Genomic DNA, 16,466 nt, shown 5'->3' with positions numbered 1-16,466 from the left:
TCTGTCATTCTCCTCTTATTTCCATATTTTCAATATGTTAATGTGGGCGAAGGTTGTGTAGTAAGTACTCCTACTGGAACACTCACATGAATTTGTCAACACGCCCTAACACGCAGGGTACAGGAAGAGTGCAAAATTGAAAGCTCCCCGGAAATACAAGGATTTCCGGGGAGCTTTCGGTTATGTCTTTTGCTCGAATCAGGCAGGCCAGCCCTGCGAGCACACAAGGCTTCCGTCCCAAAGCACAATCATGGCTTCCACATCGCGCAGGGACGAACAAATCTGCAGGACCTTCGCATACGGGAGCACACAAAAGGCCGTAGCCAGGGCATCGGCCATGGCCCCGTCCGGTGCCCAGACAGTGGCGGACACGGCATCGAGCCTCTCCAGGGTGCGGGGAATCACAAGATGACTTCTTCCCCCGGAAAGCCTCTGCTCGTAGACGCCCGAGGTGGCAAGTGCGCCTCCATTCAGCTGCACGCTTCCGCGCACCCTGGTCCTTGAGAAGGGAGACTGTATGGCAATGTTCCAGGCCCTGGCATGGTCCGGCCTCCCGCTTGCCACTATGTCGCCTCCGGCATTGACCAGATGGTTGGGGCAGCCCATCCTTGCAAGTTCCCTGCTCATTTCCTGAGCAATGTAGCCCTTGGCTATGCCGTCCAGGGTGAGCGACATGCCTTCTCCCAGACGAACGCCATTCCCGGTCTGTACCCTTGTGTAGTCCACGCGGGACAAGAGCTCTCCTGCGTTATCCGAGTGAAGCTGCTCGCCTCTTGCAGACGCGTCCTGCATGGCCTGCAAAAGCGGCAATATGCTCGGTTCAAAGCTACCTTCCGTCAGCCTGTGCACAAGGCGGCTTCTTTCCAGCATGAGGGAAAGCTGCGGCGGAACGTCTTCAAGGCTTCCCTGACTGTTCAAAACACCCAGGGGAGAGGACGAGTCAAAGCGCGTAAGCACAGCTTCGAGCTCGCGACCCTTTGCAAAGGCGTGCTCGACCGCATCCTCTGCCCTTGCCTCGGACACGCCTGCCACATCAATGCGCACCAGTGTGCCCATGAAAAGGGCCGTCTCTTGATAACCAAACGTCTTCGCCGCAACCAGGGGAGACGTTGCCTGAACGAGGCCTGCTGCAGCCATGGCTGCCAGAAAATGACGCCTGGAAAGCCCGGATATTTCATTCTTGGACATGGATGACTCCTCAGGCAACGGCCTGTTCGTTGTCCGGATTTGTTGAGCCTTCCGGAGCGTTCTTGCACAAATGCCCCGTGTTCAGAAGATCGATGGGGCGGAGGATTTGTCGCGCACAGGCATTCACGCAGGCCATGCCGCATTCCTCTCCATAGGACAGGCAGAGGCTGTGATCCACTTCTATGATGCCGTCCTTCAGGCGTATGGCCTTGGCCGGACAGGTGCGTATGCACTTTGCGCACTTGATGCAGCCCACCTCGCACACTTCCATGACCGCCTTGCCCTTGGCCCTGGAGTTGCAGGGCACGCATACCCTGGCGCGTTTGGGTACAAGCTCCAGCACTCCGCGCGGGCAGGCCTTCACGCAGGCGCCACAGCCAGTGCAGCGCTCAACGTCAACGCAGGCCAAGTTTCCCACAATGCTCATGGCCTCGAAGGGGCAGGCCTGCACGCAGTCGCCGTAGCCAAGGCAGGAGTTGTTGCAGGCGCTTTGCCCACCACGCAGGGGTGTAGCCGCAGCGCAGGACGGTATGCCGCGGTACTCGAAGGTGGTGGCAACCTGTCCGTGGTAGATGTCACAGCGGCGCATGGAGACAAGGGGCTCCGCCTCGGCAACCACCTTTCCGGTCAGCTCTGCCAGGGCGACAATGGCTTCTTTCGGGGATGCGCAGCAGCGGTTTGCCGGAATGGCCGGATCGTTGACCACGGCCTTGGCATAGCCCTCGCAGCCGGGAAAGCCGCATCCGCCGCAATTGGCGCCAGGCAATATTTCCAGTGCCGCCTCGACTTTGGGATTTTCCTTGACAAAAAAGACCCTGGAGGCCACTGCCAGCAAGCCGGCAGCCACAAGGCCAAGGCCGAACATGGCCAGTACAGAATATAGTATCATCGTTTTTCGGCGAAAAACCCCTGTTCTGTGTGGGGAGGAAGCGCCGCCTCCTTTCTTGTTCCTCGCAACTGTGCAGCATGTTCCGAAAGTTCAGGGCACACCCTTCTCCCTAAGACATGCAGGCAAGTGTCCTATTGCGCCATGCCCTTGAAGGCCATGAAGGCCAGAGACATGATGCCGGCCATGACCAGGGCTATGGGTGTGCCAATCATGGTCTTGGGCAGCCTGCAGGTATCGAGCTTCTCGCGTATGCCCGCCATGAGCATGAGCGCCAAGAAGAAGCCAAGGCTGTACCCAAGGGCATTGAAGAGGCTTTCGAAGAGCGTAAAGCCCTCGCGCTGGACAAGGATTGTCACGCCCATGACTGCGCAGTTTGTGGTGATGAGCGGCAGGTAGATGCCAAGCGAGCTGTAGAGCGGGGGCACCATCTTTTTCAAAAACATTTCCACAAACTGCACGAGTGCCGCGATGACCACGATAAAGACAATGGTCTGCAGATAGCCGATCTCAAGGGGATTGAGCACGTAGTGCTGCATGAGCCAGGTAAACAGGGTGGCAACGACGATGACGAAGACCACAGCACTGCCCATGCCTGCGGCAACGCCCTTCTCCCTGGAGCAGCCAAGGTAGGGACAGTTGCCAAGGAACTGGGCCAAGAGGATGTTGTTGACAAAAATCGTCGCTATGAAAATTGTCAGTATGTCGCTCACGGACTATCCCTCCCTCTTCTTGGCCATACTGCAGGCAGCGCAGCCGCTGCAGGAGCCCTGGCAGCCTATGCTTGTGAAGGACGACGAGCCCCTGCGTCTGGCCTGCAGGGCATTCAGCCAGTTCATGCCCCCCAGGATGAGGCCAAGGCAAATGAAGGCGCCCGGAGCCTGCACCATGATGGTAAAGGGCTCGAAGCTGTCTCCGAAAAGCTCGATGCCAAAGAAGGTGCCCTTGCCGAGAATCTCGCGAATGGAGCCCAAAAAGGTCAGGGACAGGGTGTAGCCAATGCCAATGCCTATGGCGTCGGCAAGGCTGTCTATCACGTTGTGCTTGGCAGCAAAGGCCTCGGCGCGGCCAAGGATGATGCAGTTCACAACGATAAGGGGCACAAAGATGCCCAATGACTCGTACAGGGGGTAGGTATAGGCCTGCATGAGAAGTTCCAGGGCCACAACAAGAGAGGCTGCAATAACGATGAAGCAGGCAATGCGCACCGTTTTGGGAATAAAGTTGCGGCACATGGAGACCAGTACATTGGAGAGCGTCAGAACGAAGATGACGCAAACACCCATGCCAAGGCCGTTGCTTGCAGAGTTGGTCACTGCCAGGGTGGGGCACAGACCCAGCAGGAGGCGGAAGGGAGGCAGCTCCTCCCACAGACCCTTTTTCAGTTCTTTCACGAATGCCATGGTGCGCTCCTACTTGTCCCACTGGGCCAGAATCTGGGGCCGCAGTTCCTTATAGACGGCATTGGCCTTGTTGACAGCCTCGATGACGCCATTGCTGGAGATGGTGGCGCCGGAAACGGCATCTATGCGACCTCCGGCAGACGAGAGGGCAACGGGAAATGAGGCATTGCGGAACTGGTCGCTGAAGGCAGGTTCACGCACCCTCATGCCAAGGCCGGGTGTTTCCTTGAGAACCGTCATGCCCACTCCAGCCAGACTGTCGTTTTCCACGTTGAAGCCGACAATGACGCCCACGTCGCCGCCGTATCCCTTGCCAAAACCCTCGATGGCAACGCCCGTGAGCCTGTTGCCCACAAAGCAGGGAAAGACAACCACACGTTTTCCGTCACCTGTCTCGAAGGTATGCCTGTCCGAGACGGGATTGTTCTCGGCCCTGTTGAAGACCGACGTGATCGCGGGGCCCTGCACATTGACCAAAAGCTGTTCCTCGATGGCGGGCGCAGTCAGATCCTTCAGATAGGAAAGAATAAAGCCCGAGGCGCTGCAGAACAGGGTCAGCACCACAATTGTTCGTATCATACCACCCATAGCTAGCGCACTCCGAAGGGCTTGGGCCGTATCAGATCAAAGTACGGCGTGAGAAGGGAAGTCACGAGCACCGCGAAGGGGGCGCCGTCCGTGTAGCTGCCAAAGGTCCTGATGAGGAAGACCATGACGCCACAGGTGGCGCCGTAGAGCAGCATGGCCAGTGTGTGCGTGGGAGCCACATTGGAATCCGTGGCTATGAAGAAGGTACAGAAGAGCACCGAGCCGGTGAGCAGATGGAAGGCAGGGCCCATGGTGGGAACATCGCTTGCCGCATGCAGGATGGCAAAGGGAAGCAGCACGCCGCACAGCATGCCGGCCACAATCTGCCAGCGGATGACGCCGCGCATGAGCAGATAGAAGCCGCCTACCAAAAGGCCGCCTATCTGGCTTGCGCCAAGGGCGCCTATCTGCCTGCCAAGCACAAGATCCGTAAGGGAAATCTCGCCAGCCCTTTCCACGCCCAGGTATTTGAGAATGGCCAGGGGATCCTCATAGCTTGTGGCAAGCTGGACCATGTTGGGATCCATGAACAGGGGATAGGAGACAAAGAGAATGGCCCAGCCCACTATGGGTGTGGACACGGGGTTGTCGCCAAGGCCCCCGAAAAGCATCTTGCCAAAGAGCATGGCAGCACTGGCCCCAAGGACCACCAACCACCAGGGCGAGGCTGCAGGCAAAAGGAAGGCAAGGCACATGCCAGTGACCACTGCGGAAAAGTCCTGCACTGTCTGCCTGCGATGCATGATGCGGCAGCAGGCGGCCTCCACAAGGACGCAGACGACCACCGACAGGGCTACAACACGCAGGGCAGGCATCCCCCAGTTCAAAATGGCCATGGCAAGGGCCGGAAGCAGGGCCAGAATCTGATCCAGGCTCCTGCGCAACACTGTCCTGCCACAATGCCAATACGGAGGAGAAGACATGGCAAGCAGCAGGGAAGATTGGCTTAACGTGCTCATGATGCGTTCTCCTCATTGCTTGTGGGTTGGGGTGCGTACAGGCCATCGCTCTTGAGCACGCCAAGCCCCAGCTTGGCCTTGGCAAGGCGTATGTACTGCAGCACAGGTCTGCGGGCTATGCACACGTATCCACACAGGCCGCATTCGAGGCAGGAAGTGATGTACTGTTCAAGGCAGCGATTGTGCAGGCCGAATTCCGCGTAGCGGCTCAGCATGTCCGGCCGAAGGCGTGCCGGACAGATTGCCACGCAGGAGCCGCAGGACACACAGGGGCTGTGCCCCTGCATGGGAGGGATGGTGCCCTTTTCCACCAGGAAGACACCCGTGCTGCCCTTGGTCACGCTGCGATCGAGCTTGTCTATGCTTTCGCCGCGCAAGGGGCCGCCGCGAACGAGCGTATCCCCACTGTTGAGCCTGATTTCGGCGTGTTCGAGGAGCTCCCCAAGAGTGCTTCCGTCGCGCACTATGTAGTTGGAGCTGACATTGAGGCTGCCTATGGTGATGACGGATTCGATGAGCGGCTTCTTCGTCATGGCCACCCGGCCGAGGCTCCAGACATTGTGTATGCCAACAATGCCCACACCGTCCGGACGTTCCCTGCCTGTGACAGCCTTGATCACAAGGGCATTCACGCTTGCGGGGTAGTGCGACGGCACATTGACCACCTCTATGTCGTGGTACCTGAGCTTCAGTTCCGTCGGTGCTGCCAGGACTATGCGTTTTGCAGGGCTAAGCTTTCTGAGCATGGCCATGCCGGCAAAAAGCGTTCTCGTATGGGTCAAAAGCATGGGCTCGGCCCAGGTGACACCAGGGTCAGGATTGAGGCCGTTTACGACCAGTGTCTCGCAGTCCTGCCCAAGGGACTTTGTGTTGAGGCCAAGATGCTTCAGAATAACCGCAAGCTCGGCTCCCCTTTCTTCGAGAGCGAGGATGTCCGTTTCCGGAACTGCCTTGCAGGCAGCCACAAGCTCCGGGCTGGGCTCAACACTTTTCGCAAAGATGCTGCGTTCCGTGACATCGGTGATTTCGCCAAAGATGGGAGCAAAGAGATCGCCCTTTAGGGGACTCGGGTGCGTTGCCAGATGCATGTAGGGGTGGATCAGCATCTTCTTGCGCACGCCCTCGTCGAGAACAAAGCCCTCTCTGTTCAGGCGTACAAAGGTCGGGGCAGGGGCAGTCAGGAAACGCTCGCGCACATTGCTCACAAGGTGGAAGCGAGGATCCGGCAGCATGGTAAACAGTTCTTTCATGGCTATTTGTCCCCCTTGCCTACATGTGGCACTGCTTGCAGTCCTTGTTTGTGCGGGGACCCTTGCCAAGCTCATTGTGGCATCCCATGCAGGAAGCGTGATGCGCCTGCATTCGTCCGGGAATGAGCTTGTCCGGCGCCTGCTCGTGGCAGGACTTGCAGCTCATGGTTTCAAGATTCGCATGCTTGCGTGCTGCTGGCACTTCACCCTCGGGAACCTTGTCAAAATGGCACTTCTCACACCCTCTGGCCTTCAGATCGAACCATTCCTGGTGGCAGGCTGCACACTTTGAATGCACTGCGTCGGCAAGATTCGGTGGTACCCCTTCCTCTGCGGGCTTGCCCGTGGGTGCTGCACCTGCCTCGTGGCAGTCCGCGCAGTTTGCCGGCTCCGGCTCAATGGACGTGTCCTCGTGATGGCAGCTTGCACACTCAAGACCAAAATCCATGCTGTGCCTGTCATGTCCCCAGTCCTGCCTGCCAGGCTGGTAGTGGTGGCAGACTGCACAGCTTTCCCTTGCAAAGCTCTTCTGATGATCCGCCACAAAGGCAGCGTCCACCACAGCAATCCCGTGACAGTCGTTGCAGGCCATGGGCTCGGCTGCGCCGTGGCTCATGTCGTGGTGACAGGTCATACAGGAGGGGACATCCTCGATATGCTTGCTGTGCTCGAATACTACTGGTCCTCCGGTGTTCTGCATGGCAATGCGCGTGGGCACAGCCTTGCCATCCTCGGGCAGGAGGTAGCCAGCCAGCGCCACCACTGCCAGAACGGTCGTCAAGAGCACTATGGGCAAAAACTTTTTGTTGAGCACAGTGCAATACCCCCGTTAGAAAAGAAAAAAACTGGTTGCAAGTCTCACAATGAGGCTACTGTGATCTGTCCTAACACAGACAATAAACTAATGAAAGGGATAAAAGAGAGTTTTTTTCTTCTTTTACTCAAAACTTCATTGTATATTGTGAAAAAGTGCACAGAGTATCTGAAAAACACAAATACTGTTTAACCAATCAAACAGTGTTTTTGAGAGCACCTTTTTGCTATTGCATGACGCAAGCCTGCCCAGGGGCCAGTCAAAAAGGGCTGTTTTTTGTCCTACTTTCTCTTTTGCGTAAAGAAGATATCTCCCTTGCCCATACTCTTTTTTCTCTCATCAGTGTTGTTTGGAGCAAAAGCTCCTGCAACTCATCCTCCGGATGTCAGAGCAGCGTGTCCAAAATCCTCCTGTTGCAGTGCCGGACAGTTTTTTGCCCGCTTGTGCAGCCCAATGACGTCTGTTTCCGGGAAATGCGGTCTCTTGTGACAATTGCCACAAAAAAAGGCTCTTTTTTGAGCCCGAACCACCCAGACTGTGACAGAAAAAACCTTTTATATCGGGCAACTAACCTTCAAACAAAGTTCTTTGCTCCTATTTTTGGATATTTAACAAGATTGATTTTTATTACTACTTGCACTTTGACAAATGAGCATGTAAAATCGGACAAACTCGGAAAAAATTTTTTTTTGCACCCCTGCAAGAGAGGTTCGGCATGGCCCAGCCCAAAGGCAAGAACAAGAATACCTGTATGTACGCCCTCATTGCCCTGCTGTTTTTGGGTGGTGTGGGCTGGCTTATCTTCTCGGGTCTTAGCGAAAACAGCACCTACTTCCTGGACGTGGCAGAAGCCAAGGCCCAGGACAGATCCAAGCTCGGCAACATTCGCCTTTTCGGCACAGTACAGCCTGCTTCCATACAGGAACAGCAGGAGGGTCCTGGCGTGCTCTTCACCCTGGTGGATCAGCACAACCAGGGAGAGACAATGCCCGTGGCCTACAGGGGCATTGTGCCCGACACCTTCAAGGATGGCGCGGAGGTCATTGTGGAAGGAGGTGTCCAGGCAGATGGTTCCTTCCAGGCCAAGGTGCTCATGACAAAGTGCCCCTCAAAGTACCAGAAGGAAAACCGAACCTGATTTTCCCCTTTTGGGGGACGCTTTTGAGACGGATCCCCGTCCCAAAAGCGCACTGACTGAAAAGGAAAATAGTCCGCCCATGTATACCCTTGCCTTCATTCTGCTCATTGTTGCCCAGCTGACCTCAGTCTTTGCGGCAGGCTACGGGCTCACCCAGGCAGGCAACCCAAGAAACAGGGTTCCTGCCCTTGTCGAAAAAGGCCATATCCTTGTTACCGGAGGATTTGGCCTTGCTTCCGTCATACTCCTGTATGCGCTCAGTATCGGCGACTACAGCCTTGAGTATGTGGCAGGGTACACGGACGATGCCCTGGGAATCTTCTACAAGCTTGCTGCCTTCTGGGCAGGCCAACCGGGTTCGCTGCTTTTCTGGGCGCTTTCTGTTGCCATCATGGGCTCCGTCTTTGCCCTGACCAAATCCTACCGGACAGTGCCTGCCAAAACCAGGCTGTGGTTCTGGATCTTCTTCTTTGCCACCACGGCCTTCTTTGCCACCCTTCTTGCCCTGTGGAGCAATCCCTTCATGCAGATTGAGCCCGCTCCATCCGACGGGCGCGGTCTGAATCCCCTTTTGCAAAATCCGGGCATGATTCTTCATCCCCCGCTGCTCTTCCTCGGCTACGGCGGTTTCACTGTGCCATCCTGCATGGCCCTGGCCCAGGCAGTCACAGGAAGGGAAGGGGGCGAGGCCTGGTACCAGACGACAAGGGTGCTCTTCATCACTGCCTGGTGCTTTCTCACTGCCGGCATCATGCTCGGCGCCTGGTGGGCCTACATGGAACTTGGCTGGGGCGGCTACTGGGCCTGGGACCCAGTTGAAAACGCCTCTCTCATCCCCTGGCTTGTGGGCACAGCTACCCTGCACACACTCATTATCGAGCGCAGCCGCGGCAAGCTGACAAGGACCAATACCCTTCTCATAAGCCTCACCACTATCTCGGGCTTCTTTGCCACCTTCCTTGTGCGCAGCGGCGTCATCGATTCCGTACACGCCTTTGGTCAAGGTCCTGTGGGCGTGCCCCTGCTTGTCTTCATAGCCTTTTCCCTTGTTGTGACACTGCTTGTAGTCCTCTTCTCCAAACAGGGCGAGGGTGAGCTTGAAAATCCGCTCTCAAGGGAAGGTGCCCTGCTGCTCACTGCCTGGATCTTCCTGATCCTGGGCTTCATCATCCTCTGTGCCACCATGTGGCCCGTGATAAGCCGCCTGTGGAGCTCTGCCCCCATGGGCCTTGACGCCAACTTCTACAACAGCGTCTGTCTGCCCCTGGCAAGCCTTCTGCTCCTGCTTTTGGCCCTGTGCCCCTGGTTTTCCTGGAAGTGGGGCATTGCAAACCAGAAGGGGCTTGTCATTGCCATCCTGGGCGGCATTGTTGTGGCAGGCCTGTCCTTCTATCTGAACTACGAAAAGATCCATCCCCTGGTGACACAGTTTGCTGCTGGTGCCATCCTGCTCGGCAGTCTGTTTATCGGCAAGAAATCTGGCTTCCGGCTTGGCAGCATTGGCACTCACATTGGCGTTGCCCTGTGCGCCCTTGGCATTGCCTTTTCCGGTCCCTACAAGGTTACCCAGGATATGGTCCTTGAGGAAGGGGCCTCGCAGAGGATTGACGCCTACGAGATCCGTCTCAAAAGCGCTACCACAGGCAGAGGAACCGACTACGAGTACCTTAGGGCCACCCTTGAGGTCATCGACAACCAAGGTCAGGTCAAGGATATCCTGACTCCGGAAAAGCGCGCCTACGACAAGTTCCAGGGCATGCTCTTCTCCGAGGTAGATGTTGCCAGCAGCTTCGGCAAGGAAGTCTACGCCTCCGTCTCGGGCCTCGACAACAGGGGACGCATGGTCGTGCAGATCTCCATAGAACCCCTGGTCAGCTGGCTGTGGCTTGGCGGTGCCATCATGTCCTTCCTGCCCCTCGTAAATCTCGCACGCAAAAAGAGGCGCGAGGCAGATGGCACAGATAGGGAAGAAGAGGCAAGCATAGCCCACAGGCAACCATGACAGACGCCATTACCCTGAAAAATCTGGGCAAGAACTTTGCCCTGCGCATACTCTTCAAGAATGTCTCCGCAAGCTTTGCCTCCGGGGCCATTCATCTTGTGATCGGCAAAAACGGCAGCGGCAAGTCGACGCTCTTGCGCATGATTGGCGGCCTTGTCCGCCCCACGTCCGGTGAGATCCTCTTTGCCGACGAGGACGTTCTTGTCGGCTACCTTGGTCACAGCACCTTTCTCTACCCGAACCTCACTGCCAGGGAGAATCTCCTCTTCTGGCAGAAGGCCTACAACCAGCCTGCAAGCGAGAAAACAGTCCTCGATATGCTCTCCCATGTCGGCCTTGCGGCCTTTGCGGACACAAGGGCAGGGGTCTTTTCCCGCGGCATGACCCAGCGCCTGAGCCTGGCCCGTGTGCTCTTGCTTGAACCGGGCATCTGCCTTTTCGACGAGCCTGAAACAGGCCTCGACAAAGCCTCGCGCGAAATGCTCTACGTGGAAATGCGCAAGGCCAGGGACAGGGGTGCCTGCGTGCTCTGGGTCAGCCACCTTGCAAATGATACAAACCTTGCGGACGTAGTCCACGAAGTCAGGGGGAAGGGCCTGCACCGTCTGGAAAGTCCAAAGGAGGACAGCGCAGGGGAAGAGGAGGGCAAACCATGCTGAAACTAGCCCTGGCCCTTGCCCGCAAGGACCTTTCCCTCGCCTTGAGGGGAGCAGGTCTTGTTCAGTCCATACTGCTCGGACTGCTCCTGGTCTTCATGTTCAGCCTCTCGCAAAAAAACGGCGAAATTGCCTCCGGACAGACTGCTGCCGCTATCTTCTGGCTTTCCTCGCTCTTTTGCCAGACGCTGGTTTTCAACATGCTCTTTGCCTTCGAGGAGCAAAACGGGGCAAGGACCAGCCTTCTGCTCTCGCCAGCACCCGTGACCGGCGTTTTTCTGGGCAAGGCACTCGCAGGACTTCTTCTCATACTCCTGGCCCAAGTGCTCTTCTTTCCGGCCATCATAGTCTTTCTTGCGCAGCACCTTTCCCAATCCTGGCCCCTTGGCCTTGCCATGCTTATCCTTGCGGATACAGGCATGGTCTGCATGGGAGCCCTCTTGGGCGCACTTTCGCAAGGCCAGACAGCAAGGGAGTCGCTTTTGAGCCTTCTGGTCTTTCCCCTGCTTGCGCCTCTCCTTCTTGCCGCAATCAAGGTTTTTGGCGCCATGTTCGGCGAACAGGCCGGTGAGGAAATCTTCCGCTGGCTCGGCTTTGCCGCTGCCTTTGACGCCATCTTCCTTGCCCTTTCCCTCTTGCTTTTCCGTTTCGTGTACAGCGGAGACGAATAATGTCAAAGACCTCCTCTGCCCTTGGCGCCGTCCTGGCCCTTGTCGGTGGCCTGCTTCTTGCCGCATCCTGGTGGCTCATCTTCATGTATGCGCCAACCGAAGCCATCATGGGAGAGATACAGAAAATCTTCTATATACATCTTCCCCTCTCCTGGTGGGCGCTGGCAAGCTTTCTGGTGGTCTTTGTCGCATCCATAGCCTACCTTGTGCGGGGAGGCGATCACTGGGACAGGCTCTCGCAGGCCCTGGTGGAAGTTGGCCTTCTTTTCACCACCCTCACCCTTGTCACAGGCATGCTCTGGGGCCGCAAGGCCTGGGGTGTCTGGTGGACCTGGGATCCGAGGCTCACCACAGCCCTCATATTGTGGTTCATCTACATGGGCTATCTCCTGCTCGGCAGCCTCAATCTTTCGAGCGAGCGCCGCAAGATGGTACGGGCAGTGCTTGGCATCATTGCCTTCGCGGACGTGCCACTGGTTTTCTTCTCCGCGCGCCTTTGGCGCTCCATCCATCCGGCAGTCTTTGCCAGCGAGGGTGGGGGGCTTGAACCGGAAATGAAACTTGTGGCCCTTTTCTCCGTGGCAGCCATGGGCGTTTTCTGGCTTGGCCTTGTCCTTGTCCGCATCAATCAGCTCGCTGCAAAAGAACGGGTGGAAGAACTGATCTTCCTTGCGCAAAACAGGGAAGAGCAGAACGGCAATACAGAGTAGGCAAAGGGAAAAGTCCAGCTTTCCCCTTGTGCATTCCCCTTCGAGGAGTTTTTTCATGACAGAACCATGGGTCGTCTATGCCGGAATCGCCGTATGGATTGGTCTTGGCGGCTATCTGGCCTTTCTTGCCGCCTCGCAGAGAAGCCTTGCCAGAAAAATAGCCCAGCTTGAGTCCCTGAACCAGGACTCTTCGGACAACTAGAAATGAACAAGACAGCACAGCATATCCTTGTGGCAGTACTTGGCGCAGGCCTTGTGCTCATGGTCGGCATCACCCTGATGGAGAGGCTGCAAAACCCCTCCCTTGTGCAGCACGTAGCCCCAGTCCAGCATAAGCAGGCAGCAAAGCCCCAAGTGGAAGAGTCCCCCATGGCGCAGCTCATGCGCAAGGCTGGTGACAATCCGGACGATCCCAAAGTCCAGCTGCAGCTTGCCATCATGCTTTTGCAGGAAGGAAATCTCGACGAGGCCGAAGTCTTCCTCGACAAGGTCCAGGTTCTTGACGTCAACAACGCAGACGTTCCCTATCTCAAGGGCTATATAGCCAATGTGCGCAAGGACTATCCGAAGGCTGCCTCCCTCATGGAAGAATCTCTGAAGCTTCAGGACAGAGTCGAGGTGCGCACAAGCGCAGGCACGCTCTATCGCTACTATCTGAACGACATTCCGAAGGCCCTTGCCCACTGGCAAAAGGCCCTGGAAAACCCGAACATCACCCCCGCCCAGAAAGCCCAGATCGAAGCGGAAATAACGAAGGCGCAAAAGGACAGCGCTGCCCCTTCGGCAAGGTAGCAAGGGGCCTTTTCCTTGTGCATGATGCAAGACCCCAGTGGCCTTGCATCTTTCTTTTTGGCACGGTACTTAGCTGCTGCGGCCGGTTTGGGGAGGAAAGGGCGCAAGTGCACCCTTTCCCGCAAAACATGGCCTGCAACACCGAACTTTCCGATCATTTCAGCCCAATACGAAACTGCAACCTCGAAACTGCAAACAAAGACGCCATACAAGGCAGGACCTTCATGGACAAACAGCCCAAGACAAAGCTTTCTCCCCTGACCGAAGAGACAAGGCCAGCCCGCGTGCTGGTCCTAAGCTACCCTGTCTTCATCCTTTCCCTTTCCCTTGCCCTGGTCGTGGGTATCCTGGCGGGTTCCTTCTTGAGCCAGCACATGGCTCCGGCACCTGCCCAGAATATGGTGCACCAGTCGCAGCCGCAAACACAGGCTCAGCCACAGCCACAGGCCCGTCAGGAGCAACCCCAGATTTCCCGCGAGACACAGCAGCATATCGCAGAGCTGGAAAAAAAGGTCCTGCAGGACGGCAAGAACAGGGACGACTGGGTCCACCTGGGCCATCTCTACTTTGATACCAACCAGCCGGAAAACGCCATTGCCGCCTACGAGCACGCCCTTGCCCTGGACAGAAAGGACAGCAATGTGCTCACGGACCTTGGCGTCATGTACAGGGCAACTGCCCAGTACACAAAGGCCCTGGCCTGCTTCGAGGAAGCGCAGGCCATCACACCAGGGCACCTTGTCTCCCTGTACAACAAGGGCGTTGTTCTCTACTTCGATCTGCACAGGCACGAAGAGGGCATAGCCTGCTGGCAGGAACTTGTACGGCAGGATCCTGATGCCAAAACGCCCAACGGCAAGCCCGTCACGGATCTCATCCGGGATGCACAGCAAAACAGCAAATAGCCCCCATTCGGTTTGAGCCCTCCCCCTGCCGGGAGGGCCATCCGCACGCCCCCTATCCATCGGTTGCGGAGTCAGTCGGCGGATGGGGCGACTGTGGATTGACGAAAATGCCTGTGTCTGTGACACATGAGGAATAAAATGTCCCTTTCAAGGAAATGTCTCTTGCTCATCATCTGTCTTGTCCTCCTTGGCATGGCAGATGCAGTGGCCGCTCCGGATTCCTCCGGCAAACCCCAGCCGCAGGCACAGCCGGATATTGCCCAGCTGCAACGCTCGATTGTTCCCGACAGGCAGAACACTGTCCCGGGCCTTGTCCTGCAGGACAAGATGCCTCTTGTCCCCTATCTCGAGTATTATATCGACTCGTCCTATGCGCTGGACATCACCGAAGCCTCTTCAGAGCAGTTGCGCGACAAGTATGAACTCTTTGCTCCGGAAAGGATGCCCGTATACGGAACTCCGGGTATTACGTGGCTGCGCTTTGTCCTGCAGCCTGTTTCCGAGGGCACGCAGACACAGGCCATCCTGCTGGACATGGGATCTTCCACTCCCGGCACTCCCATTCTCTATACGCCAAGCTTTGCCAATGGCGCACTCGAATGGCAGGAAATACAGCCCAAGGGCAACTACTTTGAGCTGCCAAGGCAGAGTGCCCAGCCCATTGTCTGCTACCTGCGTGTGGACGGCATTCCGGGCTTCTGGTTCTCCCCTGTGCTGCGCACTGTCGCGGACGCCCTTTCCGCCAGCGACAGCATCGCTCTCTACCAGCAATCCCCCCTGGTGGTCCTGGCCGTTGTCTTTATCCTCTGCCTTTTCAAGGGCCTCGTAGAGCCCGGACAGTGGCGCCTGTGGGCCCTGCTCTTCCTTGCTGCCTGTAGCGTACAGGCCTGGAGCGGACTTGCTCCTGCCACCGGGGGCTATTCTGCAAAGACTCTCGCCTCCCTGACCACTGCCGGCCTTGCCCTCATGCTCTGGCCGCACGTTGCAAGGCACTTTTTGCACAGCCGGGAGGTCTCGCGAGCCCTGGACGTACAGCTCATCCTGCTCTGCCTGCCAGGAGCCGCTGCAACGCTTCTTCCCCTTGTTCCCAACTTCCAGTGGATCGCAAGGCTCACGCAAGTCTGGCCCCTTGCCATGGTCATCTTCATACCCAGCGCAGTGTGGGGCTGCGTTGTGGGAGCACGCTCCTCTGTGCGCTTCCTCATGGCCACGACCATTCCGCCCCTTGCCACAGTTGCTGGCCTGCTCGGCCTGCGCTCGGGCTTTGACCCGGAGCTTCTTGCTGCGCTTCCCCATCTTGGCGTAGGCCTTGGAGCCCTGGTTCTTCTGGCAATGGGACAAAAGGAAGAGCCTCAAAACAATATGGCTGCTTCCTTCGCATCTCCCGCAACAGCTCTTGCAGCCTCTCCTTCCCTGTCCCTGGACATGGCTCCCTCAAGCGAGACCATTCTTCTCGGAGAGCCGGAACCTGTCGGAAGCGAAGACATTGAGGAAAGGCCAAAGGAAGAACCGCAAGGGGAACAGACCCTCTATTCATCCATCCTCAATCCCCTGCGCAATGTACAGAATGTCCTGACGGACTTTGTTGGCAAGGACGATTTTCCCTCCTCCTGCCACAAGAGCTCGCGGGACCTTTTGCAGGCGGCCCAGGCATTGGCAGACGAGCTTGTACAGCTTGAGGAAAACGACGCAAGGGCCAGGGAAAACGCCCGCAAGATGTCCGTCATTGCCGTCTCAGGGAATACAGCCTTCCTGGCAGTTCTCTCTCATGTTCTGCGCAGGCACGACTGCTACATTCGCGACGCAGACAGCATGCAGGATGCCATTGCCCTGACAAGGGAGCTCCCCGCAAAGATGTATGTTTTCGAAGGTGCCTTTGCCAGCGCAAGTGTGGCAAAGGATCTGGAGACCATCACCAAACTGTGCGACAAGCAGGGCTGGAGCCCGCTCCTTCTTGCCTACACGGAAGACGATTCCACTTGGGGTGATCTTGGCAACGCAGGCTTTACCCATGCCCTGCCCCTGCCCATAGACGATCAGGCCCTTATCAACACCCTGGAGGAATTCGAACAGGATCTGGCAGGGGAGGGACAAAGGGAGGCTGACACGCAGTCCGATGTGACTGAGCTGGGAGCCCCCGTAGAAACAGCTTTGAAGGAAGAAGAGAGCGAGATCCCCGATCTCTTCGGCATGGGTGCCCCGTCTGGTGGCAAGCCCCAGGGCTCGGCTTCGCTCAAGGCGAGGCTTGTGCAAAGCGCAAGCCTCGCCCGCTCTGCCTTCATGCGCAACGACATGAACGAGGTTGTGCGCCAGACAAGCCTTATTGCAGAATACTCGAAGGACGTGCAGCCAGTGGCCCGCATGGCCGGACTTGTGCTGCAGGCAGCCAAAAGCGGGGACAGGACAGCCGTACGCGACCTTTTGCTGCAGCTGGCCTCATCCATAGAAACGCGTTTCAAGGGTTGATTCTCTTGTGAGGGACCGGGAGAAATCCCGGTCCCTCT

General features: G+C 57.1%; 17 protein-coding genes. 9 read left to right on the top strand and 8 right to left on the bottom strand.

All coding sequences use genetic code 11. The features are described 5' to 3' along the window. Positions 1-198: 198 nt before the first annotated feature. The 8 genes from B5F76_RS09770 to B5F76_RS09735 form a co-directional block, all read right to left on the bottom strand. Positions 199-1,188 carry an FAD:protein FMN transferase gene (locus tag B5F76_RS09770; RefSeq protein ID WP_087353876.1) on the bottom strand — a complete coding sequence of 330 codons (990 nt, stop codon included), beginning with the start codon at positions 1,186-1,188 and terminating at the stop codon, positions 199-201. Between the two features lie 10 nt (positions 1,189-1,198). Then, a complete protein-coding gene (rnfB, locus tag B5F76_RS09765) occupies positions 1,199-2,077 on the bottom strand; it encodes an RnfABCDGE type electron transport complex subunit B (protein ID WP_087353873.1) in 879 nt (292 codons plus the stop codon). Positions 2,078-2,208: 131 nt separating this feature from the next. Beyond that, positions 2,209-2,787 (bottom strand): electron transport complex protein RnfA, encoded by a 579-nt coding sequence (locus B5F76_RS09760; protein WP_162608794.1) that lies wholly within the window; start codon positions 2,785-2,787, stop codon positions 2,209-2,211. Between the two features lie 3 nt (positions 2,788-2,790). After that, the gene (rsxE, locus tag B5F76_RS09755; RefSeq protein ID WP_087353871.1) at positions 2,791-3,477 is read right to left on the bottom strand and encodes an electron transport complex subunit RsxE; all 687 of its coding nucleotides are present in this window, start codon (positions 3,475-3,477) and stop codon (positions 2,791-2,793) included. 9 nt (positions 3,478-3,486) lie between these two features. Then, a complete protein-coding gene (gene rnfG / locus B5F76_RS09750; protein WP_342633809.1) occupies positions 3,487-4,056 on the bottom strand; it encodes an RnfABCDGE type electron transport complex subunit G in 570 nt (189 codons plus the stop codon). A gap of 11 nt (positions 4,057-4,067) precedes the next feature. Continuing rightward, positions 4,068-5,024: an RnfABCDGE type electron transport complex subunit D gene (locus tag B5F76_RS09745; protein WP_087353866.1), complete on the bottom strand. Its 957-nt coding sequence runs from the start codon at positions 5,022-5,024 to the stop codon at positions 4,068-4,070. Beyond that, the gene (locus tag B5F76_RS09740; protein ID WP_144268456.1) at positions 5,021-6,274 is read right to left on the bottom strand and encodes an electron transporter RnfC; all 1,254 of its coding nucleotides are present in this window, start codon (positions 6,272-6,274) and stop codon (positions 5,021-5,023) included. The genes B5F76_RS09745 and B5F76_RS09740 overlap by 4 nt, the downstream gene beginning before the upstream one ends. A 19-nt stretch (positions 6,275-6,293) precedes the next feature. After that, complete coding sequence (locus tag B5F76_RS09735) at positions 6,294-7,088, bottom strand: cytochrome c3 family protein (RefSeq protein ID WP_239407015.1); 795 nt, start codon at positions 7,086-7,088, stop codon at positions 6,294-6,296. Between the two features lie 715 nt (positions 7,089-7,803). On the opposite strand from B5F76_RS09735, the gene B5F76_RS09730 reads away from it, so the two are divergent. From B5F76_RS09730 to B5F76_RS09690, 9 genes are all read left to right on the top strand, one after another. After that, the gene (locus tag B5F76_RS09730; RefSeq protein ID WP_087353863.1) at positions 7,804-8,226 is read left to right on the top strand and encodes a cytochrome c maturation protein CcmE; all 423 of its coding nucleotides are present in this window, start codon (positions 7,804-7,806) and stop codon (positions 8,224-8,226) included. A 79-nt stretch (positions 8,227-8,305) separates the two neighbouring features. Continuing rightward, entirely contained in the window at positions 8,306-10,228 is a 1,923-nt protein-coding gene (locus tag B5F76_RS09725; protein ID WP_144268455.1) for a heme lyase CcmF/NrfE family subunit, read from the top strand. Next, positions 10,225-10,887 (top strand): ABC transporter ATP-binding protein, encoded by a 663-nt coding sequence (locus B5F76_RS09720; RefSeq protein ID WP_087353857.1) that lies wholly within the window; start codon positions 10,225-10,227, stop codon positions 10,885-10,887. Before B5F76_RS09725 ends, B5F76_RS09720 begins: the two co-directional genes overlap by 4 nt. Beyond that, positions 10,881-11,555 carry a heme exporter protein CcmB gene (locus B5F76_RS09715; RefSeq protein ID WP_087353854.1) on the top strand — a complete coding sequence of 225 codons (675 nt, stop codon included), beginning with the start codon at positions 10,881-10,883 and terminating at the stop codon, positions 11,553-11,555. Before B5F76_RS09720 ends, B5F76_RS09715 begins: the two co-directional genes overlap by 7 nt. Then, positions 11,555-12,265, top strand: coding sequence for a cytochrome c biogenesis protein CcsA (gene ccsA / locus B5F76_RS09710; RefSeq protein ID WP_087353851.1), 711 nt, complete (start codon positions 11,555-11,557; stop codon positions 12,263-12,265). The genes B5F76_RS09715 and ccsA overlap by 1 nt, the downstream gene beginning before the upstream one ends. Before the next feature lie 55 nt (positions 12,266-12,320). Continuing rightward, complete coding sequence (locus tag B5F76_RS09705) at positions 12,321-12,467, top strand: CcmD family protein (RefSeq protein WP_087353847.1); 147 nt, start codon at positions 12,321-12,323, stop codon at positions 12,465-12,467. A 2-nt stretch (positions 12,468-12,469) separates the two neighbouring features. Beyond that, positions 12,470-13,057 carry a tetratricopeptide repeat protein gene (locus B5F76_RS09700; RefSeq protein ID WP_087353844.1) on the top strand — a complete coding sequence of 196 codons (588 nt, stop codon included), beginning with the start codon at positions 12,470-12,472 and terminating at the stop codon, positions 13,055-13,057. Positions 13,058-13,185: 128 nt separating this feature from the next. After that, positions 13,186-13,962 carry a tetratricopeptide repeat protein gene (locus B5F76_RS09695; RefSeq protein ID WP_087353840.1) on the top strand — a complete coding sequence of 259 codons (777 nt, stop codon included), beginning with the start codon at positions 13,186-13,188 and terminating at the stop codon, positions 13,960-13,962. A gap of 138 nt (positions 13,963-14,100) precedes the next feature. Beyond that, positions 14,101-16,428, top strand: coding sequence for a hypothetical protein (locus tag B5F76_RS09690; RefSeq protein WP_087353837.1), 2,328 nt, complete (start codon positions 14,101-14,103; stop codon positions 16,426-16,428). Positions 16,429-16,466 lie beyond the last annotated feature (38 nt).

Origin of the sequence: Desulfovibrio sp. An276 (assembly GCF_002159665.1) — a bacterium.
Lineage (GTDB): Bacteria > Desulfobacterota > Desulfovibrionia > Desulfovibrionales > Desulfovibrionaceae > Desulfovibrio > Desulfovibrio faecigallinarum.
The sequence above is the reverse complement of the archived record's forward strand: the minus strand, read 5'-3'. Positions and strand labels throughout refer to the sequence as shown.